The organism is Bacillus yunxiaonensis (assembly GCF_037104695.1).
GTDB classification, from domain to species: domain Bacteria; phylum Bacillota; class Bacilli; order Bacillales; family Bacillaceae_G; genus Bacillus_A; species Bacillus_A yunxiaonensis.
Map to the genome: position 1 here is coordinate 76,599 of NZ_JBAWSV010000003.1, position 15,769 is coordinate 92,367.

At 36.2% G+C, this 15,769-nt stretch carries 13 protein-coding genes and 1 riboswitch; of the genes, 10 read left to right on the forward strand and 3 right to left on the reverse strand.

From position 1 onward, the window contains the following. Positions 1-161: 161 nt before the first annotated feature. On the reverse strand, positions 162-794 hold the full coding sequence (locus WAX78_RS09755) for a trimeric intracellular cation channel family protein (RefSeq protein ID WP_336482087.1): 633 nt from the start codon (positions 792-794) through the stop codon (positions 162-164). A 367-nt stretch (positions 795-1,161) separates the two neighbouring features. Between WAX78_RS09755 and WAX78_RS09760 the strand changes: the two genes are divergently transcribed. The 8 genes from WAX78_RS09760 (at position 1,162) to WAX78_RS09795 (ending at position 10,613) form a co-directional block, all read left to right on the forward strand. Further along, complete coding sequence (locus WAX78_RS09760) at positions 1,162-2,556, forward strand: O-antigen ligase family protein (protein WP_336482088.1); 1,395 nt, start codon at positions 1,162-1,164, stop codon at positions 2,554-2,556. An 87-nt stretch (positions 2,557-2,643) separates the two neighbouring features. Continuing rightward, positions 2,644-3,747, forward strand: coding sequence for a glycosyltransferase family 4 protein (locus tag WAX78_RS09765; RefSeq protein WP_336482089.1), 1,104 nt, complete (start codon positions 2,644-2,646; stop codon positions 3,745-3,747). Between the two features lie 195 nt (positions 3,748-3,942). Next, complete coding sequence (locus tag WAX78_RS09770) at positions 3,943-4,683, forward strand: WecB/TagA/CpsF family glycosyltransferase (protein WP_336482090.1); 741 nt, start codon at positions 3,943-3,945, stop codon at positions 4,681-4,683. Between the two features lie 213 nt (positions 4,684-4,896). After that, the gene (locus tag WAX78_RS09775; RefSeq protein WP_336482091.1) at positions 4,897-6,096 is read left to right on the forward strand and encodes an MFS transporter; all 1,200 of its coding nucleotides are present in this window, start codon (positions 4,897-4,899) and stop codon (positions 6,094-6,096) included. Positions 6,097-6,251: 155 nt separating this feature from the next. Further along, positions 6,252-6,968, forward strand: a complete 717-nt coding sequence (locus WAX78_RS09780; RefSeq protein WP_336482092.1) for a LytR/AlgR family response regulator transcription factor — start codon at positions 6,252-6,254, stop codon at positions 6,966-6,968. Between the two features lie 123 nt (positions 6,969-7,091). After that, on the forward strand, positions 7,092-9,167 hold the full coding sequence (locus WAX78_RS09785) for a carbon starvation CstA family protein (protein WP_336482093.1): 2,076 nt from the start codon (positions 7,092-7,094) through the stop codon (positions 9,165-9,167). After that, positions 9,160-9,363, forward strand: coding sequence for a YbdD/YjiX family protein (locus WAX78_RS09790; RefSeq protein WP_336482094.1), 204 nt, complete (start codon positions 9,160-9,162; stop codon positions 9,361-9,363). The genes WAX78_RS09785 and WAX78_RS09790 overlap by 8 nt, the downstream gene beginning before the upstream one ends. A 194-nt stretch (positions 9,364-9,557) precedes the next feature. Further along, positions 9,558-10,613: a diguanylate cyclase gene (locus WAX78_RS09795; protein WP_336482095.1), complete on the forward strand. Its 1,056-nt coding sequence runs from the start codon at positions 9,558-9,560 to the stop codon at positions 10,611-10,613. A gap of 91 nt (positions 10,614-10,704) precedes the next feature. Here WAX78_RS09795 and pdxK read toward each other — a convergent pair whose 3' ends face one another. Together pdxK and WAX78_RS09805 are read right to left on the reverse strand one after the other, a co-directional pair. Further along, entirely contained in the window at positions 10,705-11,529 is an 825-nt protein-coding gene (gene pdxK / locus WAX78_RS09800) for a pyridoxine/pyridoxal/pyridoxamine kinase (protein ID WP_336482096.1), read from the reverse strand. A 185-nt stretch (positions 11,530-11,714) separates the two neighbouring features. Further along, on the reverse strand, positions 11,715-12,965 hold the full coding sequence (locus WAX78_RS09805) for a chloride channel protein (RefSeq protein ID WP_336482097.1): 1,251 nt from the start codon (positions 12,963-12,965) through the stop codon (positions 11,715-11,717). Positions 12,966-13,378: 413 nt separating this feature from the next. Then, positions 13,379-13,482: riboswitch (SAM riboswitch) on the forward strand. A 91-nt stretch (positions 13,483-13,573) separates the two neighbouring features. Between WAX78_RS09805 and WAX78_RS09810 the strand changes: the two genes are divergently transcribed. Both WAX78_RS09810 and metA read left to right on the forward strand, forming a co-directional pair. After that, positions 13,574-14,869 carry a bifunctional O-acetylhomoserine aminocarboxypropyltransferase/cysteine synthase gene (locus tag WAX78_RS09810; protein ID WP_336482098.1) on the forward strand — a complete coding sequence of 432 codons (1,296 nt, stop codon included), beginning with the start codon at positions 13,574-13,576 and terminating at the stop codon, positions 14,867-14,869. Next, positions 14,850-15,755, forward strand: a complete 906-nt coding sequence (gene metA, locus WAX78_RS09815; protein WP_336482099.1) for a homoserine O-acetyltransferase MetA — start codon at positions 14,850-14,852, stop codon at positions 15,753-15,755. Before WAX78_RS09810 ends, metA begins: the two co-directional genes overlap by 20 nt. Positions 15,756-15,769 lie beyond the last annotated feature (14 nt).

Here is a 15,769-nt window from a genome sequence, read left to right on the forward strand (position 1 = left end):
GCTGATAGAAGTTTTCCCTATAAAGCGCTTGCAATGTTGGTATTTCATTTATTATAGCTATTTTTTCTGTTTTTCTCCATATTGTTATATAAAATTTAAAGGATGTTAATGGCATAAAAAAAGAGAATTCATGGTAGAATTCTCTTTTCTATGGAAATATATCAATTACTTTTATGAATTTTTGCATGTGTCTTAAAAAAGACTGGAAAATGTACATTATAGATAAAAGTTACAACACGTATAGTAAATGTTACAAATAAACAAACATAGAAAGCTAATACGTGTGATCCCATTTCATACGTAATAAGAAAGCTAATTGCACCTAGAATGGAGGCAATTGCATAAATTTCTTTACGAAAGACATATGGGATATCCTGAGCGCAAATATCGCGCAAAATGCCACCGCCAATGCCTGTAATTACTCCCATAGAAACAACTAAGAAAGAAGCATTCATATGATGGGTAATGGCTGCATTTGCCCCAATTGCAGTAAATACACCTAAACCAACAGCGTCTGAGAGCATAATAACAACTTGTAATTTATGAATCCGTTCAAAAAACATACAAGTAAATAATGCTGCTAAGATACTAATGAAAAAGTAAATGGGTTGAACAAATGCAACTGGAGGTAAGTTTCCAATCATAACATCGCGAATTATCCCGCCGCCAAGTGCAGTTGCTACAGATAAACAAAGGACACCAAATAAATCAAGTTCTTTTTTTAAACCTACTAATGTACCAGAAATGGCAGCTGCGATAATGCCGAGAAATGTAAATACGTCAATTAAAAACATCGCTCCGATCCCTTCTTTCTAATGATGTTCCAGCAAAGAATATACACTAAAGTTATGAAAATAACAATTCCTGTTTCGCTACATGTAAAAAAAGTGAAAGAATACGGAAAGAAAGCGTTTGAAAATGCCATTTAACGATAAGGGAGGGGCATAAAGTTAAACTTCTATAAGTGGGGGTCTTACCGCCCATGAATAGCGGGATAAATAAAAATAGTATTATAGAATATTTCGTCATTTGACTAAAATGATAAGAAAATACTACTTAGTCCGTTGATAAATTATGCTATAATAAATATTTGGGACGAGTTAGGATATTTACAAATACTTATTATTTAGATTATAGTAACAATATTTATGGGGGTTAAAGATGTTAAATAACAATAGTTTAAGCTATAAATTTGAGCACTTTCTATTGATTTTTATTATATTGCAGCCAATTATAGATTTGCTGACATCACTTTGCATTTTAGTGCTCAAAATTGATGCGACGATTGGAATTATATCGCGCTTATTCGTCATGGCTCTTGGCGGTATTTATCTTCTCATGCAAGCGCGTGCTAGGGAAAATAGAAAATATGTTATATATTTACTCGGATTAGGAATTGTTCTTGGATTAGGGTTTATAAATAATAAAATGGTCAAACATCCGATGTTACAAACGGAGGATATTAAATTTATTGCCAAGGCGCTATACCCATTTGTCATGATAAGCTGTTATATTCTTGCATTTAAGTCATTAAAGGTGAAAGAAACAATTCATACAAAGATGAGAAATTATATTGCATATGCAGCTTTAATTATGAATGTGATTATGGTCGTGTCTATCGCAAGCGGAACAGATTACAATAGTTATGAATTTGTAAAAGAAGGTTCCCGTGGATGGTTTTATGCAGGGAATGAACTTGGATCTATTTTAGCGATCATCTGCCCGATAGTAATTTTATACTCTATCGAAAAAACAACGAGTCTAGCAAAGAGTTATTTTTGGATTCCGTCTCTTTTAATGGTATTTTCACTATTTGCGGTTGGTACAAAAGTGGGACTTGGATCTATTTTAGGTACATTTGCTATTGCCATCTTTATGTGCTTTGTGCAAGCATTTTTACAACGTAAAGATCGTAAGAAAAAACCATATTTGTTAAATGGTTTTATTGCAACAGTTGTATTTGCGGGGGTATTAGGGTATATGCCATTCTCCCCAATATATAAAAATATGGGACTTCACGTTCAAATTTTTGAACAAAAGCAAGCAGTTCAAAAAGAACAAGAGAAAGAAAAAGCGAAAGAACATAAAAAAGGGCATGTGACGAAAGAAGAGATTAAAAAAGAAAAAGAAGAAGAGAAGAAAGCTGAAACACAAGCTCTTATTTTTAGCGGACGTGAACTGTTTGCACAGATGTATGTAGATTTTTATAAACAAGCACCTATGTCTCAGAAGTTACTGGGTATGGGATATGGCGGAAACTTTAAAGAATATCCAAAATTAATTGAAATGGACTTCCATGATTGGTTTTACGCATTTGGAATCATCGGTTTCATTTTTCTTATGATTCCGCTTGTATACTATGGTTTGAGAATAGTAATGGTGTTAATAACTAGATTTCGTGACGTGTTTACGGTCAAGTATGCATTGCTAGCTGCTGGTCTTGCGTTAGCGTTAGGAATTGCTTTTACAGCAGGCCACGTGTTAACAGCACCAGGGGTAAGTATTTATTTTGCTGTATTATTAGCATATTTAATCGTTGATTTAGAAATAGAATGATGGAAAAATAAAAGCTAGCATTATGTTAGCTTTTATTTTTTGTTATAGTAAAACAAGGAGAAAATATATTGATGGAGGAAGAAAAAGATGAAAGTGTTACATATGAATGCTGGAGCAGAAACAGGCGGCGGAAAAACGCATATTATTTCACTTTTGTCGCAATTTCCGAAAGATGAAGTAGAATTAGCAGTATTTGAAGAAGGGGCAATAGCAAACGAAGCGAGAGCGTTAGGGATAAAAGTACACGTTTTTTTACAATCATCTCGTTATGATATATCTATTCTTTCAAAAATACGTTCTTTTATTAATGAAGGACGTTTTGATATCGTCCATACACACGGAGCAAGAGCAAATTTTTATCTTTCCCTATTAAAAAGAAAGATCAATGCCAAATGGGTTACAACAGTTCACAGCGATCCAACGCTGGATTTTATGCAACGTGGTTTAAAAGGCTGGATTTTTACAAAGTTAAATTTACGTTCGTTTAAGAAGATTGATTTGTTTTTTGCAATTACAGAACGTTTTAAGAGAAATACGGTAACACTAGGTGTACCAGAGGAGAAAATTTGTACAATCTATAATGGAATTGAATATGATCCTACACCAGCAAATCCTTATAATTTAGAGGAACAATTCGGTATACAAGCAGACGTATTTACAGCAATTCAAGTAGCGCGTCTTCATCCAGTTAAAGGACATGAAATATTATTTGAGGCATTGCAAAACATAACGATTCCAAATATAAAAGTATTGTTACTTGGTGATGGACCGATTGAGAATGAATTAAAAGAAATGGTGAAACAAAAAGGAATAGAAGATAAAGTACTATTTTTAGGACATCGTCAAGATGTGAAAGAATTATATGCATCGGCACATATTAATTTACTCACATCTCATAGTGAAAGTTTCTCGCTCGTTTTATTAGAAGCTGCAAACCAACGTTTAACGTCTATTGCTACAGATGTTGGTGATATGTCACAGCTCATTGTTGATGAGACATATGGCTGGATTATTCCAACTGGCGATGCTTCAGCTCTTGCTCATGCGTTAGAGGAAGCGTATGAAAAATGGAAGAATGGTGAATTGGCGGAGATGGGTGAGCGTTTGTATAGGCATGCGTCTTCTCATTTTTCTTTACGAAAGGTGTATGAAGATACGCATAAAGCGTATGAAAAGCTTTTATCGCAGTAACTCTTATGCTAAATTATCATGTGAAATTCTAGGGATTAGCAGGGCTAATCATTAGTGAAAATGTTCACTGATGGAAGTTTTACTTTATCCCGCTCAAACAGGCAGTAACATATTTAGCTAAATCAGAGAAGTTAGACTGACTGTTTGAACCTTATAGAAATAGAAAAGATATTTGAAATAGAAAGGATTTTAAGTATGGCAGTGCAAACAATTGATATTTTAGGTGTGCCCTTCTCAACGATGACAATGGAAGAAACGATTCGATATATGATGCAGCAGCTAGAAAAGGAACACGAGAATACATTTCAAGTTGTAACGGCAAACCCTGAAATTGTGATGTGTGCAAAAAAGGATGCTAAATTCCATGAAACGCTTCTTCAGGCAGATATTATTACACCAGATGGCATTGGCGTTGTAAAAGCAAGCGGCATGCTAGGTACACCGTTAAAAGAGCGTGTAGCAGGTTTTGATTTGATGAGTGATTTATTTAAAACATTATCACAAGAGAAGAAATCGATATCTGTCTTTTTACTTGGAGCAAAGCCGCACGTTATAGAAAAAGCCGCTCAAACTTTAACAGAAAGATATACAGCAGTATCTATTGTCGGTACACAAGATGGATATTTTAAACAAGAGCAAGAAGAAGAAATTATTGCACGTATTCAAGAAGCAAAACCAGATATTTTGCTTGTTGCACTTGGATTTCCAAGACAAGAAAATTTTATTCAGCATAATAAACATCGTTTAAGTACAAAAGTAGCTGTTGGTGTTGGAGGAAGTTTTGATGTTTGGGCAGGAGAAGTAAAGCGTGCCCCGAAATGGATTCAAGCTATTCATTTAGAATGGTTTTATCGTTTATGCAGCAATCCAACACGCTGGCGTCGTCAGCTTGTATTAGTTGAATTTTTAAAAGAAGTGGTTCGTTCGAAAAGGTAGCGATATTTTGCTACCTTTTTTCTATGCAAGTCTGTATATGTAATGCATCTTTCCCATGAAAAAACACCTATGTATGAGGTGTTTTTTCATGGGAAGGATAAGGTTTATGTAGGTAGTTTGTCTTCTTTAGTATGCAATGAAAAAAGTATTTTACTTATGTAATATACATATGTAAAATGAAGTGTAAAGACAGCTTTGTAAGGAGGACCTCTAGTGGGGAAAGTTACAGAAATCTCGAATCGAAAGCTTCTCGGAATTGCTGGGCTTGGTTGGCTATTTGATGCAATGGATGTTGGGATTCTTTCGTTTATTATTGCTGCTTTACAAAAAGAATGGCAGCTTAGTGCACAGCAAATGGGATGGATAGGTAGTATTAACTCCATTGGAATGGCAGTTGGAGCACTTATATTTGGAATATTAGCAGATAAAATTGGTCGTAAATCTGTTTTTATTATTACATTATTATTATTTTCTGTTGGCAGCGGTTTAACGGCTTTATCAACAACATTAACTGTATTTCTTGTATTTCGTTTTCTCATTGGAATGGGACTCGGAGGAGAGTTACCTGTTGCATCAACACTTGTATCTGAAAGTGTTGCAGCGCATGAACGTGGTAAAATTGTTGTTTTATTAGAAAGCTTTTGGGCCGGTGGATGGTTAATTGCTGCGCTTATTTCATATTTTGTTATTCCGACATACGGTTGGCGAACAGCGATGGTTTTAAGTGCAATTCCAGCTTTTTATGCATTATATTTACGCTGGGGTTTGCCAGATTCACCACAATTTCAAAAAGTACAACAAAAACAATCTGTATTTGCAAACATAAAGGCTGTTTGGTCTCAGGAGCACAGAAGAGCGACTGCTATGCTCTGGATTTTATGGTTTTGTGTTGTGTTTTCTTATTATGGAATGTTCCTTTGGCTTCCAAGTGTACTAGTATTAAAAGGATTTAGCTTGATTAAAAGCTTTGAATACGTATTAATTATGACACTTGCACAGCTTCCAGGCTATTTTACAGCTGCTTGGTTTATTGAACGCTTTGGTCGAAAGTTTGTGTTAATCACATACTTACTTGGAACAGCATGCAGTGCATATTTCTTCGGGGCAGCAGACTCACTTCTCACGTTAATGATTACAGGTATGTTGCTATCTTTCTTTAATTTAGGAGCTTGGGGAGCATTATATGCGTATACGCCAGAGCAGTATCCGACAGTTATTCGTGGTACAGGAGCTGGTATGGCAGCAGCATTTGGCCGCATCGGTGGTATTTTAGGGCCACTATTAGTTGGTTATCTCGTAGCCATGCATGCTTCTCTTTCTTTTGTCTTTACGATCTTTTGTGCAGCTATTGTAATTGGTGCTCTTGCTGTGCTTGTGCTTGGAAAAGAAACAAAACAACAAGAATTAATATAATGAAAAGGAAGCTGTGTAAAGCTTCCTTTTCGTTGTTTTCTGACAAAAACATGCTATATTTGATAGAAAAATGGTTTATAAAAAGGGATTATTTCGAAAAAAGCGAATGTATACAACAAGGCGTATGGACAAAAGGATTAGGTGGTTGGGCAGACATGAAAATTTTAATCGTAAATGAACAAGAAGAAAACAGAGGACAATTAATAAATTTTTTCAAAGAACATGTAAAAAATTTGGAATGCTTTGAAGCGAAAACAGGAATGGAATCACTACAGATAGCAAAAAAGTATACGCCAGATTTTATTTTTTTAGATACACAATTACCAGATGCAACTGGTTTTGAAATCGCAGGGTTACTGCGTCAATTAACATTACATACAAAAATTATATTTACAGGAAATGATATGAAAGATGCAATTAAATCATTTCGTTTTCACGCTTTTTACTACTTATTGCAGCCATTTGAGCAGGAGGACTTGCAGTTTTTATTGCATAGTATTGAACAAGAAAAAGGAACACGAGAGAAGAATCGATTGCAAAAGCTTCCGATTGAATGTCATGAAGGAATTACATATATTCTTCCAGACGATATTGTATACATAAGTAAGAATAAAGAAAATAAAACAGTTTCAATTTACACAACTGATAATCAATATATCTCAACGTATACATTGCAAGAATTAGAAGGCAAGTTAGCGGTATACGATTTTTTACGTGTCCATAAAAGTTATCTCATTAACGTTATATATGTGCGTGAATTGAAGCCTTATTATAACGGAACGTATAACTTATATTTGGAAAGGTATGATAACCAGCCGATACCTGTTAGTCGAAATTATGTAAAACGACTTCGAAATAAAATTGAGTTGTAACAGGTTGTGGAAGAATTTGGACATGTTAAAATAGAAAACCTTCATCATAAGGAATATTATATTTAACTATTCTGAAAATTTAGTACAATTCCCTCTAAGGCATAACATTAGGGGGGATTTTTGTTGAAAGCATGGAAATCTATTTTACTTTGGGGTGTGATTACGGCTTTAGGAGCGGCTGGATTTGCTGTTTTAGCGTTATCTCGCGGTGAAACAATTAATGCAGTTTGGTTGCTTGTTGCCGCTGTGTCCGTATATGCTGTCGCATATCGCTTTTATAGTAGATTTATCTCTAGAAAAGTTTTTGAATTGGACGACAATCGAAAAACGCCGGCAGAGCTTTTGAATGATGGGAAAGATTATGTTCCGACAAACAAATGGGTTTTATTTGGGCACCACTTTGCTGCAATTGCTGGAGCAGGACCGTTAGTTGGTCCAATCTTAGCTGCACAGATGGGATATTTACCAGGAACGCTTTGGATTATTGTTGGAGTTGTGTTAGCTGGAGCTGTACAAGACTTCGTGATTTTATTTGCGTCTATGCGTCGCAATGGGAAGTCGCTTGGTGAAATGATTAAAGAAGAGATTGGTCCAGTAACAGGTTTTATCGCGATGATCGGTATTTTGGGAATTATGATTATTTTATTAGCGGTATTAGCTCTTGTTGTGGTGAAGGCGCTTGTAGGAAGCCCGTGGGGAATGTTTACGATTGCCGCAACAATTCCAATTGCAATTTTAATGGGTGTATATATGCGTTACATTCGTCCAGGTCGTGTTGGAGAAGGTTCAGTTATCGGTATTATTTTACTTCTTTTATCGCTTGTAGCGGGTCAGTATGTAGCCGAAAATCCAACGCTTGCTACTATGTTTACATTTAAAGGTGAAACAATTGCAATTATGCTTATTATTTATGGATTTATTGCTTCTGCATTGCCTGTTTGGTTATTACTTGCACCGCGTGATTATTTAAGTACGTTTTTAAAGATTGGAACAATTGTTGGCTTAGCGCTCGGTATTGTGATTGTTGCACCAGATTTACAAATGCCGGCAGTTTCAAAATTTATTGATGGAACGGGCCCAGTATTTGCAGGGAATTTATTCCCATTCTTATTTATTACAATTGCTTGCGGAGCTGTATCTGGCTTCCATGCGCTTGTTTCTTCTGGTACGACCCCGAAAATGATAGAAAGGGAAGGACATGCAAAGCCAATTGGTTACGGTGCTATGCTCGCGGAATCATTTGTTGCAGCAATGGCAATGATTGCAGCTTGTGTACTAACGCCAGGTACATACTTTGCAATTAATAGCCCTCCGGCAGTCATTGGAACGGATGTAACACAAGCCGCACAAGTAATTAGTTCTTGGGGGTTTACTGTGACGCCAAATGAATTGAAAGAACTGGCCGTAAATGTAGGAGAACAAACGATATTATCTCGTACAGGCGGGGCACCGACGTTCGCGATTGGGATGGCTCATATTTTCTCTCAAGTAATTGGCGGAAAAGCATTAATGGCATTTTGGTATCACTTTGCAATTTTATTTGAAGCACTCTTCATTTTAACAACTATTGATGCAGGAACACGTGTTGGTCGGTTTATGATTCAAGACATTTTAGGGCATGTTTATAAACCATTTGCACAAACAGATTCTATGCTTTCCAATATTGTTGCAACAACGTTGTGTGTTCTAGGATGGGGATATTTCTTATATCAAGGGGTAATTGATCCGCTTGGCGGTATCAATACGCTATGGCCGCTCTTTGGAATCGCAAATCAAATGTTAGCTGGTATTGCATTATTACTTGGAACGACTGTTTTGTTTAAAATGGGAAAAAAGGCATATGTTTGGGTGACACTCATTCCGACAACGTGGTTACTGATTGTTACAATGACAGCTGGCTATCAAAAGTTATTTCATGAAAATCCGAAAATTGGATTCCTCTCCCATGCAAAAGTGTTCCAAAGTGCACTAGATAAAGGGAAACTATTAGCACCGGCGAAAAACGTAGCACAAATGAAACAAATTATTTTTAATGATTATATTGATGCGGCGCTTTGTGGAATCTTCATGCTTGTTGTAATCGCGGTACTGATATCGTCTATTAGAATATGGATACAAGTATTGAACAATAAAGCAACTCCATTAAAAGAAGCGGCGTATGTTCCACGCGATGAAAGTGAGGTACAGCATTATGCTTAAAACGATAATAAGCATGTGGAGATACCGAAAACAGTTTATTAGTCTGCTTGTTGGTGTACCTAGCTATGAGAAGTATGTTGCTCATATGAAACAACAACATCCCAATGAAATTGTATTATCTCGAAAACAATTTTTTGCCGAAGCGCAAGAAGCAAGATTTAATGCGAAGGGCGGTAAAGTTTCGAGATGCTGTTAAAGAGAATATAAAAAAAGGAGCGATATCTCGCTCCTTTTTTTATATTCCAAAGTTTCACGTGAAACATATAAAGAAAAGTTTGGGAATTATAGGAATATAATATACAATAGTAAATAGGAAAAGGGTACTAAAAATGGATAGAGATGAAAGTTTTATGTGAACTGTCAAGTTGTAGAAAGGCCAGGTATATTTTTATGCTAAATGATCTATTTATTAATACAACTATTATTCTTTCTTTTATTTTCGTTGGTGCTCAACTTTTTAAAAATATTTCATTAAAAGAGCCGCTATCATTTGAAGTAAAATGTTTTGTTGGTATTGTAATGGGAGCTTTAGGTGCTCTGCTTATGAAGTTTGGTGTCCATATTGAGGATGTGATGCTAGATTTACGATATCTTTCTGTTATATTAGCTGCAATTATTGGAGGACCTATTGCAAGTTTACTAGCTTCCATCATTATTTTAATTGTACGTTTATTGTTAACGGGCTATTCAGTAGGAGCACAAATAGGTGTGTATGTAGTTTTGTTAACAGGTATAGGTTGCACGATTATTTCAACGTTTCGTCTTTCTGTTTTCAAAAAGTGGATTTGGTTACATGTTTATTGCTTAACAGTCTCATCGATTGGAATTTATGTTGTTTTTAAAGATGTTCTTGTTCTAGGTTTATACTTAGTTGTTAGCATTATGACAGGATATATGACTTTTTTAAGTGCACATTATGCTTTGCAGTCAAACGAATTGTTTCGCAAGATGAAACAGTATGCAACAATGGATCCTTTAACTGGATTAGGAAATGTTCGTAAATTTGATACGGAATTGAATAGAAATATTGAGGATAAGAAAAAAAATAAAGATCCACTTTGTTTATTGCTGGTAGATATTGATTATTTCAAGGATGTGAATGACAGGTATGGACACCCTGCCGGTGATGAAGTTTTACAGCAATTAGGGGCAATTTTAAAGAATAGTTCTCCATTTCCACACTTAGTATTTCGAAAAGGCGGAGAGGAATTCGCTTTATTATTACCAAAATCAACATTACAATATGCTGTAGATATAGGGGAAAGAATTCGAGCAGCTGTAGAGAAGCATGTGTTTCGGTTACCAAATGATATTTGTTTACATATCACGATTTCAGTAGGTGCTTCAATCTATGTAGAATCACCACAGCAATTTATTCAACTTGCAGATGATGCATTATACTCTTCCAAACGAAATGGAAGAAATCAAGTGAGTGCTGTTTCATAAAAAATAAAGTCGCCACGTAGGACGACTTTATTTTTTGCTTTTATCTCGCTAATTTTGGGCAGTAAGACCCTCAACGGATGGAAGTTTCACTTTATACAAGCTCTTTTCCAGCTCCCAATTTACGGTATGCACCGTGATGGGTTGGTCCCACATATTCGTTTAGTTTGAATGAGTGGCGAATTGCAGCAGTAATAAATTCTTTTGCTACTTGTACTGCTTCTTTTACAGATTTTCCTTTTGCTAGCTCTGCTGTAATTGCAGCAGCATATGTACAACCTGCACCATGTGTATATGTTGTTTCAATTTTTTCAGATTCTAAAATTTCAAATGTTTCTCCATCGTATAATAAATCGATTGCTTTTTCTGTCCCTAGCTTGCTGCCACCTTTAATGAGTACGTATTTTGTACCTAGAGCATGGATTTTTTCAGCAGCTTGCTTCATATCTTCAAGTGAGTTAATTTTTACGCCGCTTAGTTGATACGCTTCAAATAAGTTTGGTGTTACAATCAATGCTTTTGGAACGAGCGTATCGCGTAAGCATTCGTTCGTTTCTGGATGAAGCGCTTCATCTGCCCCTTTACATACCATAACAGGGTCTACTACTACATTTTGTAGATTATGTTTCTCAATTGTTTCAGCAACAAGCTCAATAATTTCAACAGATCCAAGCATACCTGTTTTTAATGCATCAACACCAACGCCTTCAATTGTCGTTTCTAATTGTGGTTTTAATGTAGACGCTGGAATTGGGAACACATTATGTGCCCATCCGTTATGTGGATCCATTGTTACGATTGTTGTAAGAGCTGTCATGCCGTATACACCAAGCTCTTGGAACGTTTTTAAATCGGCTTGCATACCAGCACCGCCACTTGTGTCAGAACCAGCGATTGTAAGTGCTTTGTTTAATGTCATTGTGAAAGCCCCCTCAAGTAATATAATGAAAACTACATTTTTATCCATTATATCAATGTTATGAATAAGTACAAAGCGAAAAAGTTACTTGAACTGCCCGTAAAAGCCCAATTGGTGAGAGCTTTCCATCAGTGGGGAATAAAGAAAAACCCCCACTGATGGGAGCTTCACTTTATTTTACTATTTTATTTTTGTACTAGTTCCTCTTGTTCATTCTTATTATGATTAGGAAGTGGAAATGCATTACCAATCATTGCAGCTCCAATCATTGGTAACAATAAATTAATTGGGAAGAACATAAGTAATAATAATGTAATAGCGATTGGTTTTCGTACTGCATAGCTTGAAATGGCTGTCGTTACAATAGCTACAGAAGCAACTGGATCTAACGACGGTATGACAGTAGCCACAGCATATCCAATACTTGCACCAGCAAATACAATTGGGAAAATATGTCCGCCACGCCAACCTGTAGTTAAACAAACTGCCGTTATACATAACTTTAAAATCCCTGAAAGAAGCAGTATCCCAAATGATAATTCTGTCCATTCATTTACTAATTCTTTTAATTGGTGTTCTCCTGAAAATAGTGTATACGGAAGTATAGTTCCTGCAATCCCTAAAAGAATACCACCTATAATTGCTAATGTTAGTTTATATTCTTGAAAAGGCCGTACTATTTTTTCTAATATATGTTCCACTTTGAAATAAAAATAGCCTACACCAGTGCCTATGCAAATAAGAGGCAGAAAGGCAATCCACTCATGGAGTGCAAAAGATCCTTCTCCAAACTTAACAATAAAAGATCCTCGATTATCGAGTTGACTTAGCAATAAATAAACAGAAAAACCAGCAAAAGTAGTAGCAAGATATACAATAGTCTTTTTCCCTTTAAAAGCTTCAGTGATTTGTGTATCCTCATGTTCGTTTGGAGCTAAATAACCGAATAGCGGTGCATTAAAAATAACACTTAAAGCAGCACTAATCCCAATTTCTGTTAGTTCATGCATTCCTTTTAAAGTAAATGTAAAGCGATCACCAACCCACGTACAAAGGCCACCTATAATCCCAACAAGTGCTGCTTCTGGTCCTAAGCTTGCGCCAAATACTAAAACAATAACAGCTGTTAACGTAGCTTTATGCACAAAATGGTACTCAATTCTGCCTGTTTTCTTATATTCAGCCATGGTCTCTGGCATTAAACGAGGGTATGTACCGAAGTATTTCTGTGACAGGCCGACAAGAATACCACCAATTACTGTTACACAAATTGTGTAATAAGGGGGTAATCCCAATTCTTTAGGTAAATATCCCCAAACAAGCTGAATTCCAGCATTTGTGACAACTAAAAATAACCAGACTACAGCACCAACTATAGCACCTAGGAACATACCGTACATGATGAGTAAATAGTGCATGTTTCTCCTAATAGTCATTCTTTATGCCTCCTTTATGTTACATTCATTATGAAAAAGTAAGAGATTCTAATACGAAAATAGTTGGATAACTAATTCAATATGCATATTATCTTTTTAAGGGAACTACTTATTCAAGATACATTACAAAAATTAGCAATATTATTTTATGAAACTGTAAAACATCTGTAAGTATAATTGCTTTTTTGTATGTGCTTTGATGGTTACTAAAATTAAATGTAACTCTTTAATTTTACATAGTAAGTGAAGTTTTTAAAACGTATTTTTGTCTTTCTTTGGAACATTAATGTTATTTTTATATAGTTTGAATCTTAAGAATAAATAATTAAATTTATTTATACTTTTCGTGAAGATTCAGAAAAATGAATTGACACTAGGAAATATTTGCTATAAAATCAACGGTAATTGCATAAGTCTTATCAAGAATAGGTGGAGGGACCGGGCCCTATGAAACCTTGGCAACAGCCGTAAAGCGGAATTGTGCCAAATCCTGCAGGTATTTCCTGAACGATAAGAAAGGCTACATGTCGAGCGTTTATCTAAACTGCTTCTTTCTTATTTAGGAAAGAAGCAGTTTTTTTATGTTAAAAAAGAAAGGGGATTGAGAAATGAGCAATACAAGGGGAAAAGGAACAATTTGTGTCCAAGGTGGCTATACGCCGAAAAACGGTGAACCGCGTGTTTTACCGCTTTATCAAAGCACGACGTATAAATACGATACATCTGATGATTTAGCAGCTCTCTTTAATTTAGAGGCAGAAGGTTATATTTATACTCGTATTGGTAACCCAACGCTTGCAGCATTTGAGCAGAAACTGACAGAGTTAGAAGGCGGCGTCGGTGCGGTTGCAACTGCATCAGGGCAAGCTGCAATTATGTTAGCGATATTAAATATTTGCGGCAGCGGTGATCACCTTCTTTGCTCATCAACAGTATACGGCGGTACGTTTAACTTATTTGCAGTTAGTCTGCGGAAACTTGGCATTGAGGTTACTTTCTTTAATCCAAACTTAACTGCTGATGAAATTGTTGCCCTTGCAAATGAGAAAACAAAGCTTGTGTATGCAGAATCGCTTGGAAATCCAGCGATGAATGTTCTTAACTTTAAAGAGTTTTCTGATGCGGCAAAAGAGCTTGAGGTGCCATTTATCGTCGACAATACGTTAGCGACGCCGTATTTATGTCATGCTTTTGAACATGGTGCAAACATTGTCGTTCATTCTACAACGAAATATATTGATGGTCATGCAAGCTCACTTGGCGGTATTGTCATTGATGGCGGTAATTTCGATTGGAGTAAATTTCCTGAATTTGTTGAACCAGATCCAAGTTATCATGGTGTGAGTTATGTGGAAAGATTCGGGCAAGCGGCATACATTGTGAAAGCTCGTGTGCAGTTATTAAGAGATTATGGAAATTGTATGAGTCCATTCAATGCGTATGTAAGTAATATTGGCTTAGAAACGTTGCATCTTCGTATGGAGCGTCATAGTCAAAACGCATTAGCTGTTGCACAGTGGTTATCGCAGCATGAACGCGTTGAGTGGGTCAATTATCCAGGACTTAAAGATAATGAAAATTATGCATTAGCACAAAAATATTTACCGAAAGGCGCGAGTGGTGTTTTAACGTTTGGAGTAAAGGGGGGGATTGAATCTGCTAAGCAATTTATTGCAAATGTGAAGCTCGCAGCATTGGTGACGCATGTTGCAGATGCAAGAACTTGTGTGATTCATCCTGCAAGCACAACGCACCGTCAGCTTAGTGAAGAGCAGCAGCGTCTGGCAGGTGTAACGCCTGATTTAATTCGGTTATCTGTTGGTATTGAAGATGCGGCGGATATTATTGCTGATTTAGCAGAAGCCCTTTCTGGAGGAAAACAGTATGCCGATCATCATTGCTAAAGATTTACCCGCTCGTAAAGTATTACAAAATGAAAATATTTTCGTGATGACGAAAGAACGAGCAGAAACACAAGATATCCGTGCTTTGAAGATTGCTATTTTAAATTTGATGCCAACAAAGCAAGAAACTGAAACGCAGTTGCTTCGTTTAATTGGAAATACGCCGCTTCAGCTCGATGTACATTTACTTCATATGGAATCTCATACATCAAGAAATGTGGCACAGGAGCATTTAACAAGTTTCTATAAAACATTTCGAGATATTGAAGGAGAAAAATTTGACGGGTTGATCATTACTGGTGCCCCGGTTGAAACACTTCCTTTTGAAGAGGTAGATTATTGGGAAGAATTGAAGCAAATTATGGACTATTCGAAGGAGTATGTTACATCGACGCTTCACATTTGTTGGGGAGCACAAGCAGGGTTGTATTATCACTACGGTGTTCCAAAATATCCGCTTCAGCAAAAGATGTTTGGTGTGTTTGAGCATGAAGTGCAGCAAGAGAATGTGAAACTGTTACGCGGTTTTGATGAAAGCTTTTTTGCGCCGCATTCTCGTCATACGGAAGTCCGTGCATCTGATATTCAAAAAGTACAGGAACTTGATATGTTAGCGACATCTGAAGAAGCTGGTGTTCATCTCGTTATGAATAAAGATGGAAAGCATATTTTTGTTCTTGGTCATAGCGAATACAGCTGCGAGACGTTAAAGCAAGAATATGAGCGAGATCAACAAAAAGGGCTCGATATTGCTATTCCAAAAAACTATTTTAAAGATGACAATCCATTGGAAAAACCGGTGGTAAAGTGGCGTAGCCATGGGAATTTACTATTTTCAAATTGGTTGAATTACTATGTGTATCAAGAAACCCCTTATATTTTGTAAAGAAGCCATATAAC